Origin of the sequence: Pseudorhodoferax sp. LjRoot39 (assembly GCF_964253035.1) — a bacterium.
Lineage (GTDB): Bacteria > Pseudomonadota > Gammaproteobacteria > Burkholderiales > Burkholderiaceae_C > Pseudorhodoferax.
Genome location: NZ_CAXUQL020000001.1, coordinates 5,817,728 through 5,834,120, shown reverse-complemented (window position 1 = coordinate 5,834,120; position 16,393 = coordinate 5,817,728). Strand labels below are relative to the sequence as shown.

Sequence of the window (16,393 nt, the reverse complement as noted above, 5' to 3'; positions counted from 1 at the left end):
GCTATTGCATCAGCAGTACGTGCAGCACTGCCCGAACGCGATCTCCGCCCGACCGGCGCAGGTGAGCCGCTGCGCTTTCCCAAACGCAGTGAACTTGTAGACGACCTCCTCGGCCTTCGATCTAAACGCTACGACAGCCGCCGCGCAAGAACGGGAATGAGATCCGCGGCGTTGCGCTTCGGGTCCTGCACAAGCTCTCTCAAAAGCCCGGCAATGCTTGCACGCTCGCCCGGGTCCGCCTTCTCCGCAGCCGCGGCGATCACCTCAAGGGCCTTAGTGACTGACGGTGCTGAGTAGCGCTGCACCAGAGCCGGGTCAACTTCCGCATCCGACTGCGCGGCAAGAGGGGCCCCTTCTCCGGTGATGACCCATGTGGCCGAGATGCCATACCTGCCCTGAGCGTTCAGTGCTCCTGCCTTCGACACGCCGCGCCTTGCCCAATTGGTAATGGTTTGGGGCGACTCGCCGAGCTCCGTTGCAAGCATGCTTGAGTTCGTCACGCCAAGCGACATGACTCCTTCCAAGAGGCGAACGAAGGACGGGTGGACGTTTTTCGATGCGTGCAGCACTGGTGGATTGTCGCCCGCCGAAACGCGGCGTTGTTAAACATAGCGAACTTGTTTATAGTACACACCGTGTTCTTTTAAACGCCATGACATGACGACCGATCTCCAAGTTCAAGCTGACGTCGCCCTGATCCGGCGTCTCGGTGGGGCTACAAAGGTGGCAAGCCTGCTGGGATACGGTCGCCCACAGCGTGTGCAGAACTGGTTGAAGCGCGGCATCCCGCCTCGTGTGAAGCTGGACCATCCGCACATCTTTCTTCGGCACGTGGACCTGCAGCCTGAAGTGGAGCGCGTCCATGCGTAGAGCCGATCAGCGCTGCATTCGCTGGCGCCGTAGTCGCGCGTCGAACTGCTCGTTCCGGTCGGGCAGCCGCACCGACGTGAACTTCATCAGCAACTTCCCGCCGACGACGCGGGCCGTCATGACGGACAGCAGCCTGTGCTCTGGGATGCCTGGCTGCGCATGCACGCGCAGCGTCACCGACCCGTTGATCACGAGCGTGCCGTCTGCATGCGGCATGGCTGCCACGGGGTCGAACCTGTCTGGTCTTTCTGGTGAGGTCATTGGCGCCAGTGTGCCCAGCGGCCCAGGCGAAGTCACTGTCATTTCCGCGCCCGATCTGCCACGGGACCAGCCATGAACATCACCGCGCTGCTCTACAACGCTGTGCGCCGCTTCCGCGGCCCCACGCCCGAGGATTCCAACGGTGCAGCTGGTCTGGCCCCATTCATGGAGATGTCGGCCACGAGCCTGAGCCACAAGGTCAACCCGAACTATCCGACCGCGCACTGCAGCCCGGAGGAGTTCGTGCAGATCTGCAGCCTGACAGGCGATCACTCGCCACTGCAAGCCATGGCCATGCAATTGGGCTACGCGCTGGTGCCGATCGAATCGACCGCCAGCATGAGCACGGCCGATGCCTGCCGCATCGCTGCGTCCGCCAAGGAGTTCGGCGAGTTCCTGGCCGAGGCCGCCGCCAAGGCTGACGCCAAGGGCATCAAGGACGCGGACATGGTGCGCATCACCAAGGAATTCGCCGAGTCGATGGCAGCCCAGGCTGCGCTGTTCGCGCACCTGCAGGCCGCGCATGACGCCGGCAAACCCGAGGGCCAACGCCGCCGTGCGGTGGTTGATCTTGCGGTCCGGGAGGCTGCATGACGTACCAGCAGCATCCGCTGAGCGCGGCATTCCCGGCCATGTCGGCCGATGAGTTCCAGGCGCTCAAGGACTCCATCGAGAACCTCGGCGTCAAGAACGCCATCACCATCTATGACGGCATGGTCCTGGATGGCTGGAATCGCTATCAGGCAGCGCAAGAACTGGGCATGCCCTGTCCGACGCAGGAACTTGACCCTGAGGACGACCCGCGCGACTTCGTCCTGGCACAGAACAAGGCCCGCCGGCACATCACGCAAGCGCAACTGATCGCCGCGGCGAGCAAGGTGTTCGCGTGGGCTCCAGTTGGCCGGAACCAGCATGGGTCCGCACTCAGTGCGGACCCTCTGATCACCAGCAAACAGATGGCAGAAAAGCTGGGGGTCGGCGTGCGATCAGTAGAGCAATTCCGCGCTGTCGAGCGGACTGCAGCGCCTCAGGTGGTGCAAGCGGTGGAGAGCGGCGAGATTGGCCTGCCGAAGGCAGCAGCAATCGCACAGCTGCCGACCGAGCAGCAGGCCGAGGCGATCAAGGCCCCGATGAACAAGGCCGCCAAGTACAGGGGCAAGCCCAAGAAGGTGCCGGCCGTGAAGCTGGTGAACGCCGAGATCAAGGCTGCGCAGGCCACCCAGGCGAAGACCGAAGCGGAAGACCGCCAGCACCTGCTCGAGGAGGAGAACGCAGCGCTGCGCGAGCAACTGGCCGGCGCACAGGAAGACGCGAACACCTTGGCTGCCGTGGTCGGCGCCGAGGACAAGCTGGCCGCCGCGGTGGCGGAGGCGTCGAAGTACCGCAAGTTGGCGCAGGGCCTGCAGGCTCGCATCGACAGCATGCTGAACGAGATCAGCGAGCTGACGAGGTCGGTGAAGTTCTGGAAGACCAGGGCCGAGAAGGCAAGCGCGTGATGGAGCTCTTCGAGACAGCACCCGCCGGCTTCAAGCCGCCCCGTCCGTTCCAGGCCGACGCCATGAAGCTGGTGGCCGAGGGCCTACTGGAGGGCCACAAGAACCAGATGGTTATGGCGCCCACCGGTGCCGGCAAAACGTACCTGGGCCTGCGCCTGTGTCACAAGGCGCTGAAGGCCGGCAAGCGCGTGGCGTTCATCTGTGACCGCATCACCCTCATCGACCAGACCAGCGCCCGCGCCGATGAGTACGGCCTGCGCGATCACGGCGTGATCCAGGGCGACCACCCGCGGCAGGACTGGAGCCGGCCGTTCCAGATCGCCAGCATCCAGAGCATCGAGAGCCGCGGTTGGCCGAAGGCGCTGGACGTGGTCATCGTGGACGAAGCGCACACGCAGCGCGAGGCCTGGGTGAAGTTCGCAATGGAGAGCGAGGCGCGCGTCTTCGGTCTGTCGGCGACGCCGTTCTCGCGCGGCCTGGGCAAGATCTTCACGAACCTGATCAGCAACACCACGATGCACCAGCTCACGCAGGAGGGCATTCTGGTGCCCATGCGTGTGCTGTCGGCCCGCCGCCCAGACATGGCCGGCGCCAAGATCGGCAGCGACGGTGAATGGACGCATGCAGCTGCTGAAGAGCGCGGCATGGAGATCATCGGCGACGTGGTGGCCGAATGGCTGCGCCATGCCGAGGGCCGCAAGACCATCGTGTTCGGCTCCACCATCGCGCACTGCGAGGAGCTTTGCCGCCGCTTCAGCGAGGTGGGCGTCTACGCCGCCACCTTCACCCAGGACACGCCCAAGGCTGTCCGCGATGACCTGGTCAAGGAGTTCTCCAAGCCCGACTCCATGATCCGCATCCTGATCAGCGTGGAGGCCCTGGCCAAGGGCTTCGACGTGCAGGACGTTGGCTGCGTGGTGGACTGCCGGCCGCTGCGCAAGTCGCTGTCCACGGCCATTCAGATGTGGGGCCGCGGCTTGCGCTCGTCGCCGGACACCGGAAAGGCCGACTGCATCCTGCTGGACCACAGCGGCAACATCACCCGCTTCGCCGAGGACTACACCGAGATCTTCTTCAACGGCCTGAAGACCCTGGACATGGGCGAGGCGTTGGACAAGAAGGTCCGCTCCGACGACCAGGACGAGCGCGAGCGCAAGGGCTGCCCGAAGTGCGGCTACAAGCCGTTCCGCCAACGCTGCATGTCCTGCGGCCACGAGATCGCCAATCGCTCGCTGATCTCGCATGAGGCCGGCGTGATGCAGGAGATCAGCATCGGCAAGCACAAGCTCAAGAGCAGCGATGCCGACCTGTGGCTGCAGCTGTGCAGCTTCGCGCGCGAAACCTCCTGGGTGCAGAAGAAGCCGGGCTATGCGTGCATGCAGTTCAAGGAACTGACAGGCCGCGAGCCCCCACGCTTCCCGCGCTTCGATGACGCCCGCCATGTGGAAGTGCCCGAGGCGCTGACGGCCGGCCTGAACGGCAAGCGCAAGGCCAGGCAGATCGCTGAAAGGCATCGTCGCCGCGCGGAGGCCGCCGCCACATGATGGACTTCATCAACTTCGCGCGGGCGCACGGGCTGGAGATCAACCCCTCCAAGTTCAACCCGAGCGAGAAGGTCAAGCGCTGCCCCACGGTCGAGCACCCGAAGAGCACCAACGGCGCGTACTTCTGGGATGGGCAGCGCGGCTGGGTCTTCGCCTGGGATGGCGAGAAGCGCACGCACTGGTTCAACGACCCGAACGCCAAGCCCTGGACGGAGGAAGAGAAGCGCGCATGGCAGGCCAAGCGCTAGGCCGCGCGCGAGGACCAGCAGCGCCTTCAGCAACGTGCGGCCCATCGCGCCGCGGAGATGCTGCGCGAGACGCACCCGCACCATCACGACTACCTGTACCGCAAGGGCTTCCCGAACGCGGAAGGCCTGGTTCTGCCCGATGGCGGGTTGCTGGTGCCTATGCGCGACTGGAAGACCAACGAGCTGCGCGGCGCCCAGGTCATCCGCTGGACCGACACCGAGGAGGAGCCCGGCGTGATGCGCTGGGTCAAGAAGATGACCTATGGCATGCGGGCCCAGGGTGTCGTGCTGCGCCTCGGCTCGCCGCGCGCCATGGAGACGATCTTCTGCGAGGGATACGCGACCGGCCTGTCCATAGAGGCGGCTGCGCGCCAGATGCGGCTCAACGCCGCGGTTCTGGTCTGCTTCAGCGACTCCAACATGGTGCTGGTGGCCGCCCAGATCACGAAGGGCCGGCGCTACGTGTTCGCCGACAACGACAAGAGCGGGGCAGGGGAGCGCGCAGCCCAGGCTACTGGCCTGCCGTATTGCTTGAGCCCACAGCTCGGCGAGGACGCCAACGACATGCACGTCCGTGCCGGCCTGCTGGCGGTCTGCGGCCTCCTGATGCGCGTTCGGACGCAGGAGGTGGCCATGCCCTAGGGCGAGCCTCGCAACCCTTGCCAGCGGCTCGATACGCGGGGGCAAGGGCCAAGACCTCGGCTACCCGGAATGTGCAAAGCCGAAACGTGGGTGGATTGTCTAGAGCGTGCGCAGGGTCCCGATGCGGGGCTGTAAGTCTGGGCTACCTGGTGGGGCGCATCGGCCACCACCAGGGCGCTGAACGCTGGGCTAACTGCCACTGCCTCATGCGCATGCCACGCCTCCCAGGTCTCCCCCTGGGTAAGGGGTGGTATGCGCAGTCCACCGGGTCTTCAGCCTTGCCTATGAGAACTGACCCTTGTTCTTCCCCTTCTTGACCACGTTGTTAGACCAAAGGAAGCCATGACCGCGATTGCAGAACGAATCCAAGCCACAGAACGCCGCAGCCGCGCACCCATCGACTTCCACGCCGTCGAGCCGCATCAGCGGGTCATGGATCGCCGCTTGGCCAACTGGGCGCGCTGGTGCAACGGCACGACGGCCCCGATGACCTCGCCCATGTTCCGCATGGTTCCGCCACCGCCTCGCGTGCGTGCGGACATGGCCTACCAAATCTCGGATGTGCTGGACACGGCCGACGCCGTGAAGATGGCCAAGGCGGTGGCCGCGCTGCCGCAATCGAACCGCACGGCGATCAATTGGCACTACGTCAAGCCCGTGAGCCCGAAGCGTGCGTGCCAAGCGCTGGGTACGACGATGGAGGGCCTGGCCCGGCTGGTGCGTGACGGCCGGCAGATGCTGATCAACCGCGGGGTGTGACATGGGTGCATGGGCGGAGAAGCGTGCGCTGGAGCGGCTGGAATGGGAGCCGCTCATCTTGTCCGGGGCAACGGCGCAGGCCCTCGCAGATCAGCGCGGGGTGTCCCGCCAACGCATCTGCCAAAAGCTCGATGCGTTGGGGCTTGACGGGTTGTATCGCCGCGTCCAGGCAGCCAAACGTTCAGAGCTCAGTGCGATGCGGGCGGATGCCGAAGACGCCGCACGCATGGAACGATGGGGCTGCAACATCGAGACCAAGCGCGAGATGAAGGAGGCAGGCGCAGGCGCCGCCTACAGCGTGCAGCGAGCGAACGCACACAAGCGTGGCATACCGTGGGAGTTGACCCGCGGCCAGTGGTGGGCCATCTGGAAGGAGTCGGGGCACTGGCACAGACGTGGCGTTCTTCGAGACCAGTACTGCATGTCCAGGTTCGGAGACCAGGGCCCGTACTCGGCCAGCAATGTGGAGATCGTGCCGAACGCCGAGAACACGAGGCAGGCGCGAGCCGCCGACTCGCGAAGGCGGGCGGCGCTGCGCACGGCAAGGAATTCGGCTCTTCCGCAAGAGCTAGACGCGCCTGAACGAAGTCGCTAGCATGCGACCCCAACGACTGAGCGCAAACGCATACCCAGGGTCGCCCATCCATGTTGGAGGCGGCGGTGTCTGAAGATGCAGCGCTCGGTAAATTCGAGGCCTCCATCACTGGGGGCCTTTTGCTTTCCGCTGTCGTGTGGGTGGACTCCCACATGGACGAGCGGTTCTGCATGACATTTCGCGCCGCGCGACATTCTTACTGTGGGCGACGTGGGCCAGCCGGTTCACGCAACACAGGAGACTTGAGATGACGCAACCGAATCAGAGCCAGGGCCAGAACTCCAACCCGCAGTCGCCCCAGACGCAGCAGAGTGCGACGAACCCCAGCACCAGCGGCATGGACAACAAGGGCCAGCAGATGCCGAATCAGGGCAACCAAGCAGGCCAGAACAGCCAGCAGCCCGGTCAGCAGCAGATGGACCCGAACCAGAAGCGGCCTGGCGGGCAGCAGGGCCAGCAGCCATCGCCCAACCAGCAGAAGTAGCTTCCCGCGTTGCACAGGCCCTCCCATGCGGAGGGCTTTGTCGTTTGTGCCATGTGAAACGAAGGTTCGTGAGAGTCGGCTTTTTTTACAACGCCAAGTCCTCACAAGGCCTTGTCCTACACAAGCGGGCGCGCGCTCTTGGCTGGCATAGCGATTGCTTGAACATTTGTTTACAACTGTTCGGCAGATCGATGAATCTCGTTAAACCGCTGATTGCGGCCATCGTTTTTTCCGCGGCTATAGCTGCAACTGCAGCTCCCGTCACGTATCGCTTCACTGGGGTGTCGCCAGATATCGATCCAGGATTGCCTGTCGCGTGGAGGGCAGGTGCCTTCAGCGGCACTTACACGATCGATCTTTCGAAGGCGCGGGAGCGGGAGCCGGAATACGTCCCGTTGGGACCCGGGTGGCTGTATCAGGCGATGGTGGACTGGTCGGTCACCATTGGCGGTGAGACGTTCGCCATGGATCATGCGTGGCCGGCGGAATCGGGCACCTTCATCCATACAAACGGCATCGATCCTTACGCCACGTCCAAGTTCTACTATGAAGGAACCCAGTGGGAAGGCTACGGCCCTGCCGATGACGGTCCGGGCTTTTACGGCAGCCGCATGCGGCAGTTTCTGCTGCAATCGTATTCGTACGACGTTTTTTCGGATCCTCTGTCCATACCCGGAGTGGATGAAGCTTGGTTCACCTTCCGCAGTACCGATTACGGATGTTTTCAATCGTCGGCAGCTGACTGGGAAAGTTCTTATGGCTGCCGATGGGTAGGATTCGAGTTTTCCGGAAATCTGACTTCTTGGTCCCGCGTGGATGACTCGGGTTCGGACGTGCCAGAGCCAGGATCATTGGCGCTGATTGGTTTGGGTCTGGTTGGTGCGGCAGCAGCACGCCGACGTAAGACAGCCTGATCAACGCAGTCTGTTGTTGAACCCGCTTCGGCGGGTTTTCGCGTTTCTGAACCGCCCCGTATTTTGAGGAGGCTCCAACTTTTGAGAGGATGGAGCCATGAGGAAGTCAGTGAAGTTTTCGCCCGAGGTACGCGAGCGCGCCGTGCGCATGGTGTTCGAGCACCGCGGTGAGTACGAGTCGCAGTGGGCGGCGGTGGTGTCGATTGCCGGCAAGATCGGCAGCACGCCGCAGACGCTGCTGAACTGGGTGCGCCAACAAGAGCGTGACACGGGCCAGCGCGAGGGCGTGACCACGACGCAGACGCAGCGCATGAAGGAGCTTGAAAGGGAGAACCGCGAGCTGCGCAAGGCCAACGAGATCCTGAAGCTGGCCAGCGCGTTTTTCGCCCAGGCGGAGCTCGACCGCCGGCTGAAGTCGTGAAGGCGTTCATCGACGCGCATCGCGCCGCGCACGGGGTCGAGCCGATCTGCAGGGCACTGCAGGTCGCCCCGTCGGCGTACCGGCGCCATGCGGCCCGCCAGCGCCACCCCGAGCTGCTGTGCGCCCGCGCGAAACGCGATGCGGTGCTGATGCCGCAGATCGAGCGCGTGTGGCAATCGAACCTGCGGGTCTACGGCGCCGACAAGGTCTGGCACCAGTTGCAGCGCGAGGGCGTCACGGTGGCCCGCTGCACCGTGGAACGACTCATGCGCCACATGGGTCTGCGCGGCGTGATGCGTGGCAAGGCCGCACGCACCACGATCAGCGACGCCAAAGCGCCTTGCCCGCTGGACCGGGTCAATCGCCAGTTCAACGCGCAGCGGCCCAACCAGCTTTGGGTGTCGGACTTCACGTACGTGTCCACCTGGCAAGGCTGGCTGTACGTGGCCTTCGTCGTGGACGTGTTTGCGCGGCGCATCGTGGGCTGGCGCACGAGCAGCTCCATGCGGACGGACTTCGTGTTGGGCGCACTGGAGCAGGCGCTGTACGACCGTCGTCCGCAGCGCGAAGATGCCCTTGTGTGCCACTCCGACCGCGGATCGCAGTACGTCAGCATCCGCTACACCGAACGGCTTGCCGAGGCCGGCATCGAGCCCTCCGTGGGCAGCAAGGGCGACTCCTACGACAACGCGCTGGCCGAGACCATCAATGGGCTGTACAAGGCCGAAGTCATCCATCGGCGCAGTGCGTGGAAGACCAAGGAATCGGTAGAGCTGGCGACGCTGCAATGGGTGGCCTGGTTCAACCACCAGCGCCTGCTCGAACCCATCGGGTACGTGCCACCGGCCGAGTTCGAGGCCAACTACTATCGAACTCTTGAGCAGCAGGCCATGTCGGCCTGACTCAAGCCAACGGGCCTCCGCGAATTCCGGGGCGGTTCATTTCTGGTGGTGTAGCCCAGCAGGTAGAGCGCTCTGCAGCTGCAGTGCAGCGCGTTGAGGCCGCTGGTGCGATTACGGTCGCCACCACCCCCATTCAGGCCCGCCCTTCGCAAGATCGGCGGGCCTTCTAGTGGGTCAAGCCTGAACGGTGCTCAACACTCGCATCACAACGACCAAGACGATCACTGCCGCGATCGCGCCGCAGATGATGAGCATTCGCTTGTTGGCATAGCGATTGCGGCTTGACGATACCGGCACTTTGCCGTTGTCGGGCTTTGTTTCAAGCATGGAAGGCCTTCTGTGAATAGTGGCCCAATGTCGTCGAGCAATGATGGCCGCATGCGTGGGCCAGCGGGCTGCGAACGCGCAGGACAGGGCCTTGAAACGGCCGGGGCGCTGACACCACGGGAGCTATAGATCGCCGCATCCGGTCGAGCCGCCGCGCTTCGATCTTTCAGCGAGCGATCTCCAGCGAGATGTACTTGGGATCTTGCCTTGGAGATAGCGGCGAACTTCTTGTTCATCTGGACCAACGGCCTTGATTGCTTGTCGGAGTTCGAGTTCGCTGCAAGCAAGCGTGCGCATCCAGTGGCGTACCTCGTAGTCCTTCTCCATCGTGATCCTGGCCATTTCCGCTCCGTCCAACGCGCTTCCAACCTGATCCAGCAAGAGTAGTGGACGGGCCGGTTCAGCCGCCTTCCTACGGCTGTCAGATGTGACAGTCGGATTTGTCAGCCAAAACCGCTTTTTGGCATTCCAGCGCGCCGGTCGCGCCGCCGGCCTTCCAGGCCGCGCAGAGCAGGGTTCGATTCCCTCGCGATGCTCCAGATCGAAACCGGGAAGGCTCAGAAAAACCTTACTTCGAAGGCTCCGATTTGACGATGCAACCGCGACCCGACTGGATCAGGTCCTGCATGTTCACAGCAACATACGCAGTCCCCACGAGTAGGGCTAGCCAAGCGACTACTGTCACCACGGCTACCGTGATCGGCTGACGGGACAAAAATTTTTCCCAGCCAAGAGACTTGTGGCCCATCGCGTCTTCCAACTGCTGGAGATACTTGCCCATTTCTTTGACGCGGACGAAACGGCCCAGGCCAAGAAGCCCGACCACTAGTACAGCGCCGGCAGGTATCCACCAAACTTGTTGGGCAATATCGCCGCTCACTGGTACTTTGGAGCAGGGACCCGATTCGTCCATTCCGAAGGACAGGGCAGTCAGCCATGTGAAGACGCCGGCAGCAATGAGAACGCAGTACTGAACTAGTTGTTCAGTCTTGGTGATAAGACTCGTGACTTCGTCACGAATCTGCTTGTACTCCTCAAGGTGAAAGTCAACTTCCGAAGGCGTCATGGCTGGCTTCTTTCAAGGTGGTTGCCTGAACGTAGCCTCACGCGTCGCGCCGGTCAACAGCATGCGACCACAGGTTCGTCAAAGTCCTCCTCAGCGTTAAGTACAAGCCGACACAGCAGCGCGGCTGTCACTCACTTGCCGGCCGCGTTCCCACCCCATCACGCTGACCTTGTCCGCTCGGGATCGCGGCTGGCGACCTTTCACCCTGAACCCCCGACTGGACCGACACCCGGGCGTCGGCCGCGCTGCGGGCAAACAGCGCGGGAGTTCCCACCGCAAGCTCTGCGGCGCCTGGTGAGCAGCGAACGGCAGCACCCAGCCGAGCCAGAACAAGCCCGGTAGGTCCGATGGGTGCCACTCGTGAGGAGATGCAATGCTGTACGACCGCCACAACGCACTCGGCGCCCAGGTCTTCGAGATCGGCAGGCGCGAGCCGCTTAAGCGAGTCATGAGCGTGGACACAGATGTCGGCATCGTCGTGGCGGCGCACGACCCGTTGCGCCTGCACCCGAATCGGGAACAGGTGGAGACCTACCAGATCCGCTTCCGCGCGATCCATGCGATCCACGGCGGCTCCGACAAACCCGTGCTGTTCCACTGCTACGACCGGCTGCAGGAATCGCCTGCGGGCATGGCCGATCGCATCCATTGCCGCGGCGCAGCTGGGCACTGGGCCTGGCGCTGATGCCCTGCGCCGCATGCGCTGCCCGCCGTGCCTGGATCGCCAAGTGGACCAAGGTAGCCTATGAGCGAGCTCGATCAATCCTTGAACCTGAACATCGCCAAACTGGTCCAGGCCATGCACCTGCAGACACAGGCCATCAGCCGCCTGGCAGCCAGCAACGAGGCACTGGTCCGCGCGATGGCCGAGGCTGACGACGCAGGACAAGGCGACACCGAGGCACCGCCACGCGTGGGGCTCAATGGCCGCCCGCTATGACGACCACGACGGCAGGCTGCGCGGCCGCAGGGCACAGGCCCGCCGATTGAGGCTGTGGACCAAGGACCCGCACTGCGCCCACTGCCGCAAGCTGACCGACTGGCCCGACGGCTTCCAGGCTGACCACATCGTCCCGCTCCACAAGCAAGGCGAGGACGAGGACAAGAACATGCAGGTGCTCTGCCTCGTGTGCCACGACAAGAAGACCAGCGACGACCTGGGCAGGCGGCACACGCCCCGCATCGGTGAGGACGGCTGGCCCATCCCGTGATGCACCACGGCGCTGTGACCGGGCCGACCGAGGCAGGGGGGCGGAGGTCTGTAGTTTGGGGACCACATCCCTGGACACCGCGCCCCCAGTCTTTTTTTCACGCCGTCAGGTTAGAAAAACCGTTTTTCGAGGTGCCACATGCCAGGTCCCGGTAAGAAGCCGGCCAGCCTGAAGGTCATCGCCGGCACGGAACGAAAGGACCGCGCTGCGGAGCCTTCCGCCGAGCTGCCCGTCGTCACTGAAGTGCCCAAGCCCCCCAGCTGGTTGCCCAACGCCCACGCCGTGAAGGAGTGGAACCGGTTGGCCCCGATTCTGGTGGCCAACAAGCTGCTGTCCGAGGGCGGTCTGAGCGCCTTGGCCATGCTGTGCAGCCTGCATGGCAAGCTGGTCCAGCTGTTCGCCGCTGGCGAGGCGCCGGTCGCGTCCATGGTCGCCCAGTACCGCAACCTGATCAACGACTTTGGCCTGACGCCGGTTGCGCAGGGGAAGGTGAAGGCAGTGGGCAACGACACGCCCGAGGGCAACAAGTTCGCGCGCAATGGCCGACGCGCAGCCCCGTGACTTCGTCGCGATAGCGAAGGGCTACGCGCAGAAGGCACTGGACCCCAAGAACCGCAAGCGGTTCGGCATCTGGATGCGGTTCGCCGCGCAACGCTTCCTGAACGACCTGGAGCGCGCGAAGGCGGATGACGCTCCGTTCAAGTTCGATGAGTGGCACGCGACCGACGTGTGCGACTTTGCAGAAAAGCTCCCCCACGTTGAAGGGACGTGGGACACCCCGACCATCGTGTTGCACGAGTCGCATGTGTTCTTCCTGGTGCAGCTGTTCGGCTTCCGCAAGCTGGACGGCACCAGGCGGTTCACGACGGCCCTGTTCGCCATCGCGCGCAAGAACGCCAAGAGCACGCTGGCGTCGATCATCTCGCTGTACTGCCTGACCTGCGAGGGCGAGGTCGGGCCCCAGGTCATCACCGCGGCGACGACGTACGACCAGGCCAGCATCGTCTTCAAGGTCGCCAAGCGCATGGTGGAGAAGACCACCGACCTGCGCGAGGCCTTCAGCCTGGAAGCGTTCGCGAAGGCGATCGCCAGCTACGAGAACGGCGGCAGCTACAAGGCCCTCCACGCGAAGGCCAGCACCCAGGACGGCCTGAACCCGTCGTGCACGGTGCTGGACGAACTGCACGCGCACAAGAACCACGACCTGCTGAACGTGCTGAAGTCGGCGGCCGGCGCGCGCAAGAACCCGCTGTTCCTGTACCTCACGACAGAGGGCTACGCGAACCCGGGCCCGTGGGAAGAAGAGCGCGAGTTCGCCAAGAAGGTGCTGCGCGGCCTGATCGAGGCCGACCACTACCTGGCGCTGTACTACGCCGTTGACGAGAAAGACGAAGACCTCGGCACCGAGGCTGACGACGACTTCGATGAAGAGGCGTACCACAAGGCCAACCCCTTGATGGAGGTCAACCCGCTGCTGCTGGACGAGATCCGCAAGCTGGCGATCGAGGCGAAGGACAAGCCTGGCACGCACGCCGAGTTCAAGATCAAGCGGCTTAATCGGCCGTCGTCGGTGTCCAAGGGCTGGGTGAACCTGACCAAGTGGCGCGAGTGCAAGCGCGAGGTGGACCTGGAGTGGCTGCGCAAGCATCCGTGCTGCGGCGGCTTAGACCTGTCGAGTACGACCGACCTGGCGTCGTTCCGGCTGGTCTGGGACATCAAGGGCGAGATCTACACGCACGGCTGGCGCTTCGTGCCCTCATCGGCGGTGCGGCGGCGCACGCTGCGCGGTCTGATCCCATACGCGGGTTGGGTACTGAAGGGCCTGCTGATCGAGTCGGGCGACGAGGCGATCGACTACGCCGTGATCGAGCAAAAGATCATCGAGGTGCACCAGACGTTCAACCTGCAGTCAGTCGGCTACGACGGCTGGAACGCTGCGCAGACGGTGCAGCGGCTGCGGGCGGCCAATGTGCAGATGGAGCAGTTCATCCAGGGGCCCAAGAGCTACCACCCGGCCATGCAGGCGCTCGAGGTGGCATACCTGAACGGCCGCTTCGTCCATGGCAACGACCCGATCCTGAACTGGAACGCGTCCAACATGGTCGCGCGCCAGGACGCCAACCTGAACAACGCGCCCGACAAGCGCAAGGCTGCCGAGAAGATCGATGACTTCTGCGCCCTGCTGATGGGCGTGGGGCGCACGCAGCTGCACGCGCCGCCGCGAAAACTGGTCCTGGCCGTGGCCGGCTGACCGCAAACGAGAAAGCGAGGACGCGATGAGCGCCCAACACGTCACCTTCTGCGAGATGGTCCTGAAGGGCGTCAGCGAAGACCTGCGCCAGATCACGGGCATCGCAACCACCGGCAGCATGGACCGGCACGGCGAGGTCCTGGACATCGCCTCCGCGCGTTTCCGTCCCGAGGTGCCGCTGATCTGGCAGCACCAGCAGAGCATGCCGGCGATCGGCCGGGCGCAGCTGTTCAAGGACGGCGACGCGATCCGCTTCGTGGCCAACTTCGCCAAGCTGACCGAGCCGGGCCTACTCAAGGAGCGGGCCGACCTGGCCTGGCAGGCCGTGAAGTCCGGCCTGGTCAAGTTCGTGAGCATCGGCGCCATGGGCGGCCGGCGCTTCGTGCGCAAGAGCGGTCCGCCGCTGCTCGTGGACATGGAAGTGGTCGAGCTTTCGCCGGTGACCATCCCTGCCAACGCTGACGCCACCATCGACACCGTCAAGGCGCTGTACGCGCGCCAGCGCGGCGCCATCCCGCTTGTGAGCGCCTTGCACACCCAGAACCTCAACGGGGCCATCCAGCTGATTCGCCCCTGACCCGGCCGGCCGCCTGCCGTTGCACGCAGGTCGCACGACCGAACAACCCGAGCCGTCCGCGTGACGGCACCCATCGTTGAACCGCCCTCGTGGCGGTTTTTGCGTTCTTGAAGGACCCCAATGAAGACGTACGCACAACAAGTCGCCGACCTGAAGGCGACCCGCGCGGCCAAGGCCGACGAACTGAACGTCATCGCCCGCAAGTCGGTCGATGAAAGCCGCTCCATGGACACCGGCGAGCAGGAGGAGTTCGACACGCTGCAGTCCGCCATCAAGTCGCTGGACGGCGACATCGCGCGTTTTTCGCGCATGGCCGAGATCGAGGCCGCCGAGAAGGACAGCGCAAAGCCCGTGGACACGACCCAGAAGGCCGGCGCTGTCGCCGTGGGCGGCGCTGCCGACCGCCTTCCGGTGCAGGTGAAGAACACCGAGAAGCTGGAAGAAGGCCTCGGCTTCGCTCGCATCGCCCGGATCAAGGCCATTTCCCGCCTGGACAACGCCGACCCCCTGCAGGTCGCGTCGGCCCTGTACCCGGACGACAAGGAGCTGCGCACGTCGCTGGTCAAGGCTGCCGTACCGGCCGCCAACACTGGCAACGCTGGCTGGGCCGGCAACCTGGTGCTGGACGGCGGCGCCTACTTCGCCGACTTCGTGACCTACCTGCGCGCCAAGACGGTGCTGGGCCAGATCGAAGGCCGCCTGCGCCGTCTGCCGTTCGACACCCCTGTGCTGGTGCAAGGCACGGCCGGTGTGGCCAAGTGGACGGGCGAAGGCAAGTCCAAGCCGGTGACCCAGTGGAGCTACACCAAGACCAAGCTGGAGCCGCTGAAGGTGACGACCATCGCCGCGGCCACGAAGGAGACCATCCGCCGTGCATCCGTCGCCGCCGATGCGCTGATCCGCGACGAGTTGGTCCTGTCCATCGGCACCGCGATCGACAGCACCCTGGTCGGCACCGCCGCTGCCGTGGCGGGCGTGTCCCCTGCAGGCCTGCGCAACGGCGTCACGGCCACCGTGCTGCCGGGTGACGGCTCGCTGGAAGGCATCCGCCTGGACATCGCCACGATGCTCAAAGCCCTGGTCGGCAACAACCTCAGCGTGGCCGGTGCCTTCTGGCTGATGTCCGAGACGACCGCCATCGACCTGGGCGGCGTCACGAACCTGGCCGGCGCTGCCGCGTTCCCCGGCATCACGCCCGAGGGCGGCACCCTGGCTGGCCTGCCGGCGTTCACCTCGCAGGCCATCCCGGCCAACGTGGTGCTGCTGATCAAGGGCGACGAGATCTTCCTGGGCGATGAGGGCGGCATCGAGGTGTCGATCTCCGACCAGGCCTCCATTGTCATGGACGACGCCCCGGCTCAGGACGCCACGACCGGCGCCCCGGGCGCCACGAACGTGGTCAGCCTGTGGCAGACCAACAGCGTCGGCTTCCTGGTCGAGCGGATCCTGAACTTCGTCAAGCGTCGCCCAGGCGCTGTGGTGTGGGCCACGGTCAACTGGACCGGCGTGCCGACCCCGTAACCAGCCAGCTGGTGCAAGGGGCTTCCGCAAGGAGGCCCCTTGTGCAAGAGGAAGGACACCATGAGCCAAGTCATCTTCACATTCAACGGCGGCCGAACCCGCAAGGTCAGCCAGGCCGAGGCGCGCCTGCTGACGCGCATGGGCAAGGGGTCAGTGGTGGTGGCCGAAGCCGCGCCCGACCTGGACGCCATGGACGCCGACGAACTGCGCGCGCTCGCGCAGGAGCGCGGCCTGAAGGTCCACCACAACGCTGGCGCTGACAAGCTGCGCGCCGCCCTGCGCGAGGCCACCGCGTGAAGGATCG

24 protein-coding genes, 1 tRNA gene and 1 other annotated feature are annotated in these 16,393 nt (G+C 64.6%); of the genes, 20 read left to right on the top strand and 5 right to left on the bottom strand.

Annotated elements, in window-relative coordinates:
- Window positions 1–128 precede the first annotated feature (128 nt).
- On the bottom strand, window positions 129–569 hold the full coding sequence (locus ACSQ4M_RS27210) for a hypothetical protein (RefSeq protein ID WP_436192515.1): 441 nt from the start codon (window positions 567–569) through the stop codon (window positions 129–131).
- Between the two features lie 88 nt (window positions 570–657).
- Here ACSQ4M_RS27210 and ACSQ4M_RS27205 point away from each other — a divergent pair, with 88 nt between their 5' ends.
- Entirely contained in the window at window positions 658–870 is a 213-nt protein-coding gene (locus ACSQ4M_RS27205) for a hypothetical protein (RefSeq protein WP_436192514.1), read from the top strand.
- Window positions 871–876: 6 nt separating this feature from the next.
- Here the strand turns inward: ACSQ4M_RS27205 and ACSQ4M_RS27200 are convergent, their stop codons facing one another.
- A complete protein-coding gene (locus tag ACSQ4M_RS27200) occupies window positions 877–1,095 on the bottom strand; it encodes a hypothetical protein (RefSeq protein ID WP_436192513.1) in 219 nt (72 codons plus the stop codon).
- 108 nt (window positions 1,096–1,203) lie between these two features.
- On the opposite strand from ACSQ4M_RS27200, the gene ACSQ4M_RS27195 reads away from it, so the two are divergent.
- From ACSQ4M_RS27195 to ACSQ4M_RS27150, 10 genes are all read left to right on the top strand, one after another.
- The gene (locus tag ACSQ4M_RS27195) at window positions 1,204–1,725 is read left to right on the top strand and encodes a phage regulatory CII family protein (RefSeq protein WP_436192512.1); all 522 of its coding nucleotides are present in this window, start codon (window positions 1,204–1,206) and stop codon (window positions 1,723–1,725) included.
- Complete coding sequence (locus ACSQ4M_RS27190; RefSeq protein WP_436192511.1) at window positions 1,722–2,627, top strand: ParB/RepB/Spo0J family partition protein; 906 nt, start codon at window positions 1,722–1,724, stop codon at window positions 2,625–2,627. Before ACSQ4M_RS27195 ends, ACSQ4M_RS27190 begins: the two co-directional genes overlap by 4 nt.
- A complete protein-coding gene (locus tag ACSQ4M_RS27185; RefSeq protein ID WP_436192510.1) occupies window positions 2,627–4,171 on the top strand; it encodes a DEAD/DEAH box helicase in 1,545 nt (514 codons plus the stop codon). The genes ACSQ4M_RS27190 and ACSQ4M_RS27185 overlap by 1 nt, the downstream gene beginning before the upstream one ends.
- Window positions 4,168–4,419, top strand: a complete 252-nt coding sequence (locus ACSQ4M_RS27180; RefSeq protein ID WP_436192509.1) for a hypothetical protein — start codon at window positions 4,168–4,170, stop codon at window positions 4,417–4,419. Before ACSQ4M_RS27185 ends, ACSQ4M_RS27180 begins: the two co-directional genes overlap by 4 nt.
- A 57-nt stretch (window positions 4,420–4,476) precedes the next feature.
- A complete protein-coding gene (locus ACSQ4M_RS27175; protein ID WP_436192508.1) occupies window positions 4,477–5,061 on the top strand; it encodes a toprim domain-containing protein in 585 nt (194 codons plus the stop codon).
- A 342-nt stretch (window positions 5,062–5,403) separates the two neighbouring features.
- Window positions 5,404–5,820 (top strand): hypothetical protein, encoded by a 417-nt coding sequence (locus tag ACSQ4M_RS27170; RefSeq protein WP_436192507.1) that lies wholly within the window; start codon window positions 5,404–5,406, stop codon window positions 5,818–5,820.
- Window position 5,821: 1 nt separating this feature from the next.
- A complete protein-coding gene (locus tag ACSQ4M_RS27165; protein WP_436192506.1) occupies window positions 5,822–6,415 on the top strand; it encodes a hypothetical protein in 594 nt (197 codons plus the stop codon).
- A 247-nt stretch (window positions 6,416–6,662) separates the two neighbouring features.
- Window positions 6,663–6,899 carry a hypothetical protein gene (locus tag ACSQ4M_RS27160; RefSeq protein ID WP_436192505.1) on the top strand — a complete coding sequence of 79 codons (237 nt, stop codon included), beginning with the start codon at window positions 6,663–6,665 and terminating at the stop codon, window positions 6,897–6,899.
- A 191-nt stretch (window positions 6,900–7,090) separates the two neighbouring features.
- Window positions 7,091–7,813, top strand: coding sequence for a PEP-CTERM sorting domain-containing protein (locus ACSQ4M_RS27155; protein ID WP_436192504.1), 723 nt, complete (start codon window positions 7,091–7,093; stop codon window positions 7,811–7,813).
- A gap of 97 nt (window positions 7,814–7,910) precedes the next feature.
- Window positions 7,911–9,136 (top strand): IS3 family transposase gene (locus ACSQ4M_RS27150; protein ID WP_157086564.1). Its coding sequence is split into 2 segments (ribosomal slippage): window positions 7,911–8,199 and window positions 8,199–9,136, totalling 1,227 coding nucleotides; the frame shifts between segments, so codons are not numbered across the junction.
- Window positions 8,189–8,305, top strand: a sequence feature (AL1L pseudoknot). (Overlaps the previous gene by 117 nt.)
- A 174-nt stretch (window positions 9,137–9,310) precedes the next feature.
- Here the strand turns inward: ACSQ4M_RS27150 and ACSQ4M_RS27145 are convergent.
- Together ACSQ4M_RS27145 and ACSQ4M_RS27140 are read right to left on the bottom strand one after the other, a co-directional pair.
- A complete protein-coding gene (locus tag ACSQ4M_RS27145; RefSeq protein WP_436192503.1) occupies window positions 9,311–9,463 on the bottom strand; it encodes a hypothetical protein in 153 nt (50 codons plus the stop codon).
- 123 nt (window positions 9,464–9,586) lie between these two features.
- Window positions 9,587–9,790: a DUF3606 domain-containing protein gene (locus ACSQ4M_RS27140; RefSeq protein ID WP_436192502.1), complete on the bottom strand. Its 204-nt coding sequence runs from the start codon at window positions 9,788–9,790 to the stop codon at window positions 9,587–9,589.
- A 136-nt stretch (window positions 9,791–9,926) separates the two neighbouring features.
- Between ACSQ4M_RS27140 and ACSQ4M_RS27135 the strand changes: the two genes are divergently transcribed.
- Window positions 9,927–10,002, top strand: a tRNA-Gly gene (locus ACSQ4M_RS27135).
- Window positions 10,003–10,031: 29 nt separating this feature from the next.
- On the opposite strand, the gene ACSQ4M_RS27130 is transcribed toward ACSQ4M_RS27135, so the two are convergent.
- Window positions 10,032–10,529, bottom strand: coding sequence for a hypothetical protein (locus ACSQ4M_RS27130; RefSeq protein WP_436192501.1), 498 nt, complete (start codon window positions 10,527–10,529; stop codon window positions 10,032–10,034).
- Window positions 10,530–10,902: 373 nt separating this feature from the next.
- On the opposite strand from ACSQ4M_RS27130, the gene ACSQ4M_RS27125 reads away from it, so the two are divergent.
- The 8 genes from ACSQ4M_RS27125 to ACSQ4M_RS27090 all read left to right on the top strand — a co-directional run bounded on the left by ACSQ4M_RS27125 (window position 10,903) and on the right by ACSQ4M_RS27090 (window position 16,386).
- Window positions 10,903–11,214 carry a hypothetical protein gene (locus ACSQ4M_RS27125; RefSeq protein ID WP_436192500.1) on the top strand — a complete coding sequence of 104 codons (312 nt, stop codon included), beginning with the start codon at window positions 10,903–10,905 and terminating at the stop codon, window positions 11,212–11,214.
- A gap of 60 nt (window positions 11,215–11,274) precedes the next feature.
- Window positions 11,275–11,469 carry a hypothetical protein gene (locus tag ACSQ4M_RS27120; RefSeq protein WP_436192499.1) on the top strand — a complete coding sequence of 65 codons (195 nt, stop codon included), beginning with the start codon at window positions 11,275–11,277 and terminating at the stop codon, window positions 11,467–11,469.
- On the top strand, window positions 11,453–11,740 hold the full coding sequence (locus tag ACSQ4M_RS27115) for an HNH endonuclease (protein WP_436192498.1): 288 nt from the start codon (window positions 11,453–11,455) through the stop codon (window positions 11,738–11,740). The genes ACSQ4M_RS27120 and ACSQ4M_RS27115 overlap by 17 nt, the downstream gene beginning before the upstream one ends.
- Window positions 11,741–11,878: 138 nt before the next feature.
- On the top strand, window positions 11,879–12,301 hold the full coding sequence (locus ACSQ4M_RS27110) for a hypothetical protein (protein ID WP_436192497.1): 423 nt from the start codon (window positions 11,879–11,881) through the stop codon (window positions 12,299–12,301).
- Window positions 12,279–13,991: a terminase large subunit gene (locus tag ACSQ4M_RS27105; RefSeq protein WP_436192496.1), complete on the top strand. Its 1,713-nt coding sequence runs from the start codon at window positions 12,279–12,281 to the stop codon at window positions 13,989–13,991. The genes ACSQ4M_RS27110 and ACSQ4M_RS27105 overlap by 23 nt, the downstream gene beginning before the upstream one ends.
- Before the next feature lie 25 nt (window positions 13,992–14,016).
- Window positions 14,017–14,568 (top strand): HK97 family phage prohead protease, encoded by a 552-nt coding sequence (locus tag ACSQ4M_RS27100; protein WP_436192495.1) that lies wholly within the window; start codon window positions 14,017–14,019, stop codon window positions 14,566–14,568.
- A gap of 120 nt (window positions 14,569–14,688) precedes the next feature.
- The gene (locus ACSQ4M_RS27095) at window positions 14,689–16,089 is read left to right on the top strand and encodes a phage major capsid protein (RefSeq protein ID WP_436192494.1); all 1,401 of its coding nucleotides are present in this window, start codon (window positions 14,689–14,691) and stop codon (window positions 16,087–16,089) included.
- 60 nt (window positions 16,090–16,149) lie between these two features.
- Window positions 16,150–16,386 (top strand): hypothetical protein, encoded by a 237-nt coding sequence (locus tag ACSQ4M_RS27090; RefSeq protein ID WP_436192493.1) that lies wholly within the window; start codon window positions 16,150–16,152, stop codon window positions 16,384–16,386.
- Window positions 16,387–16,393: the final 7 nt, after the last annotated feature.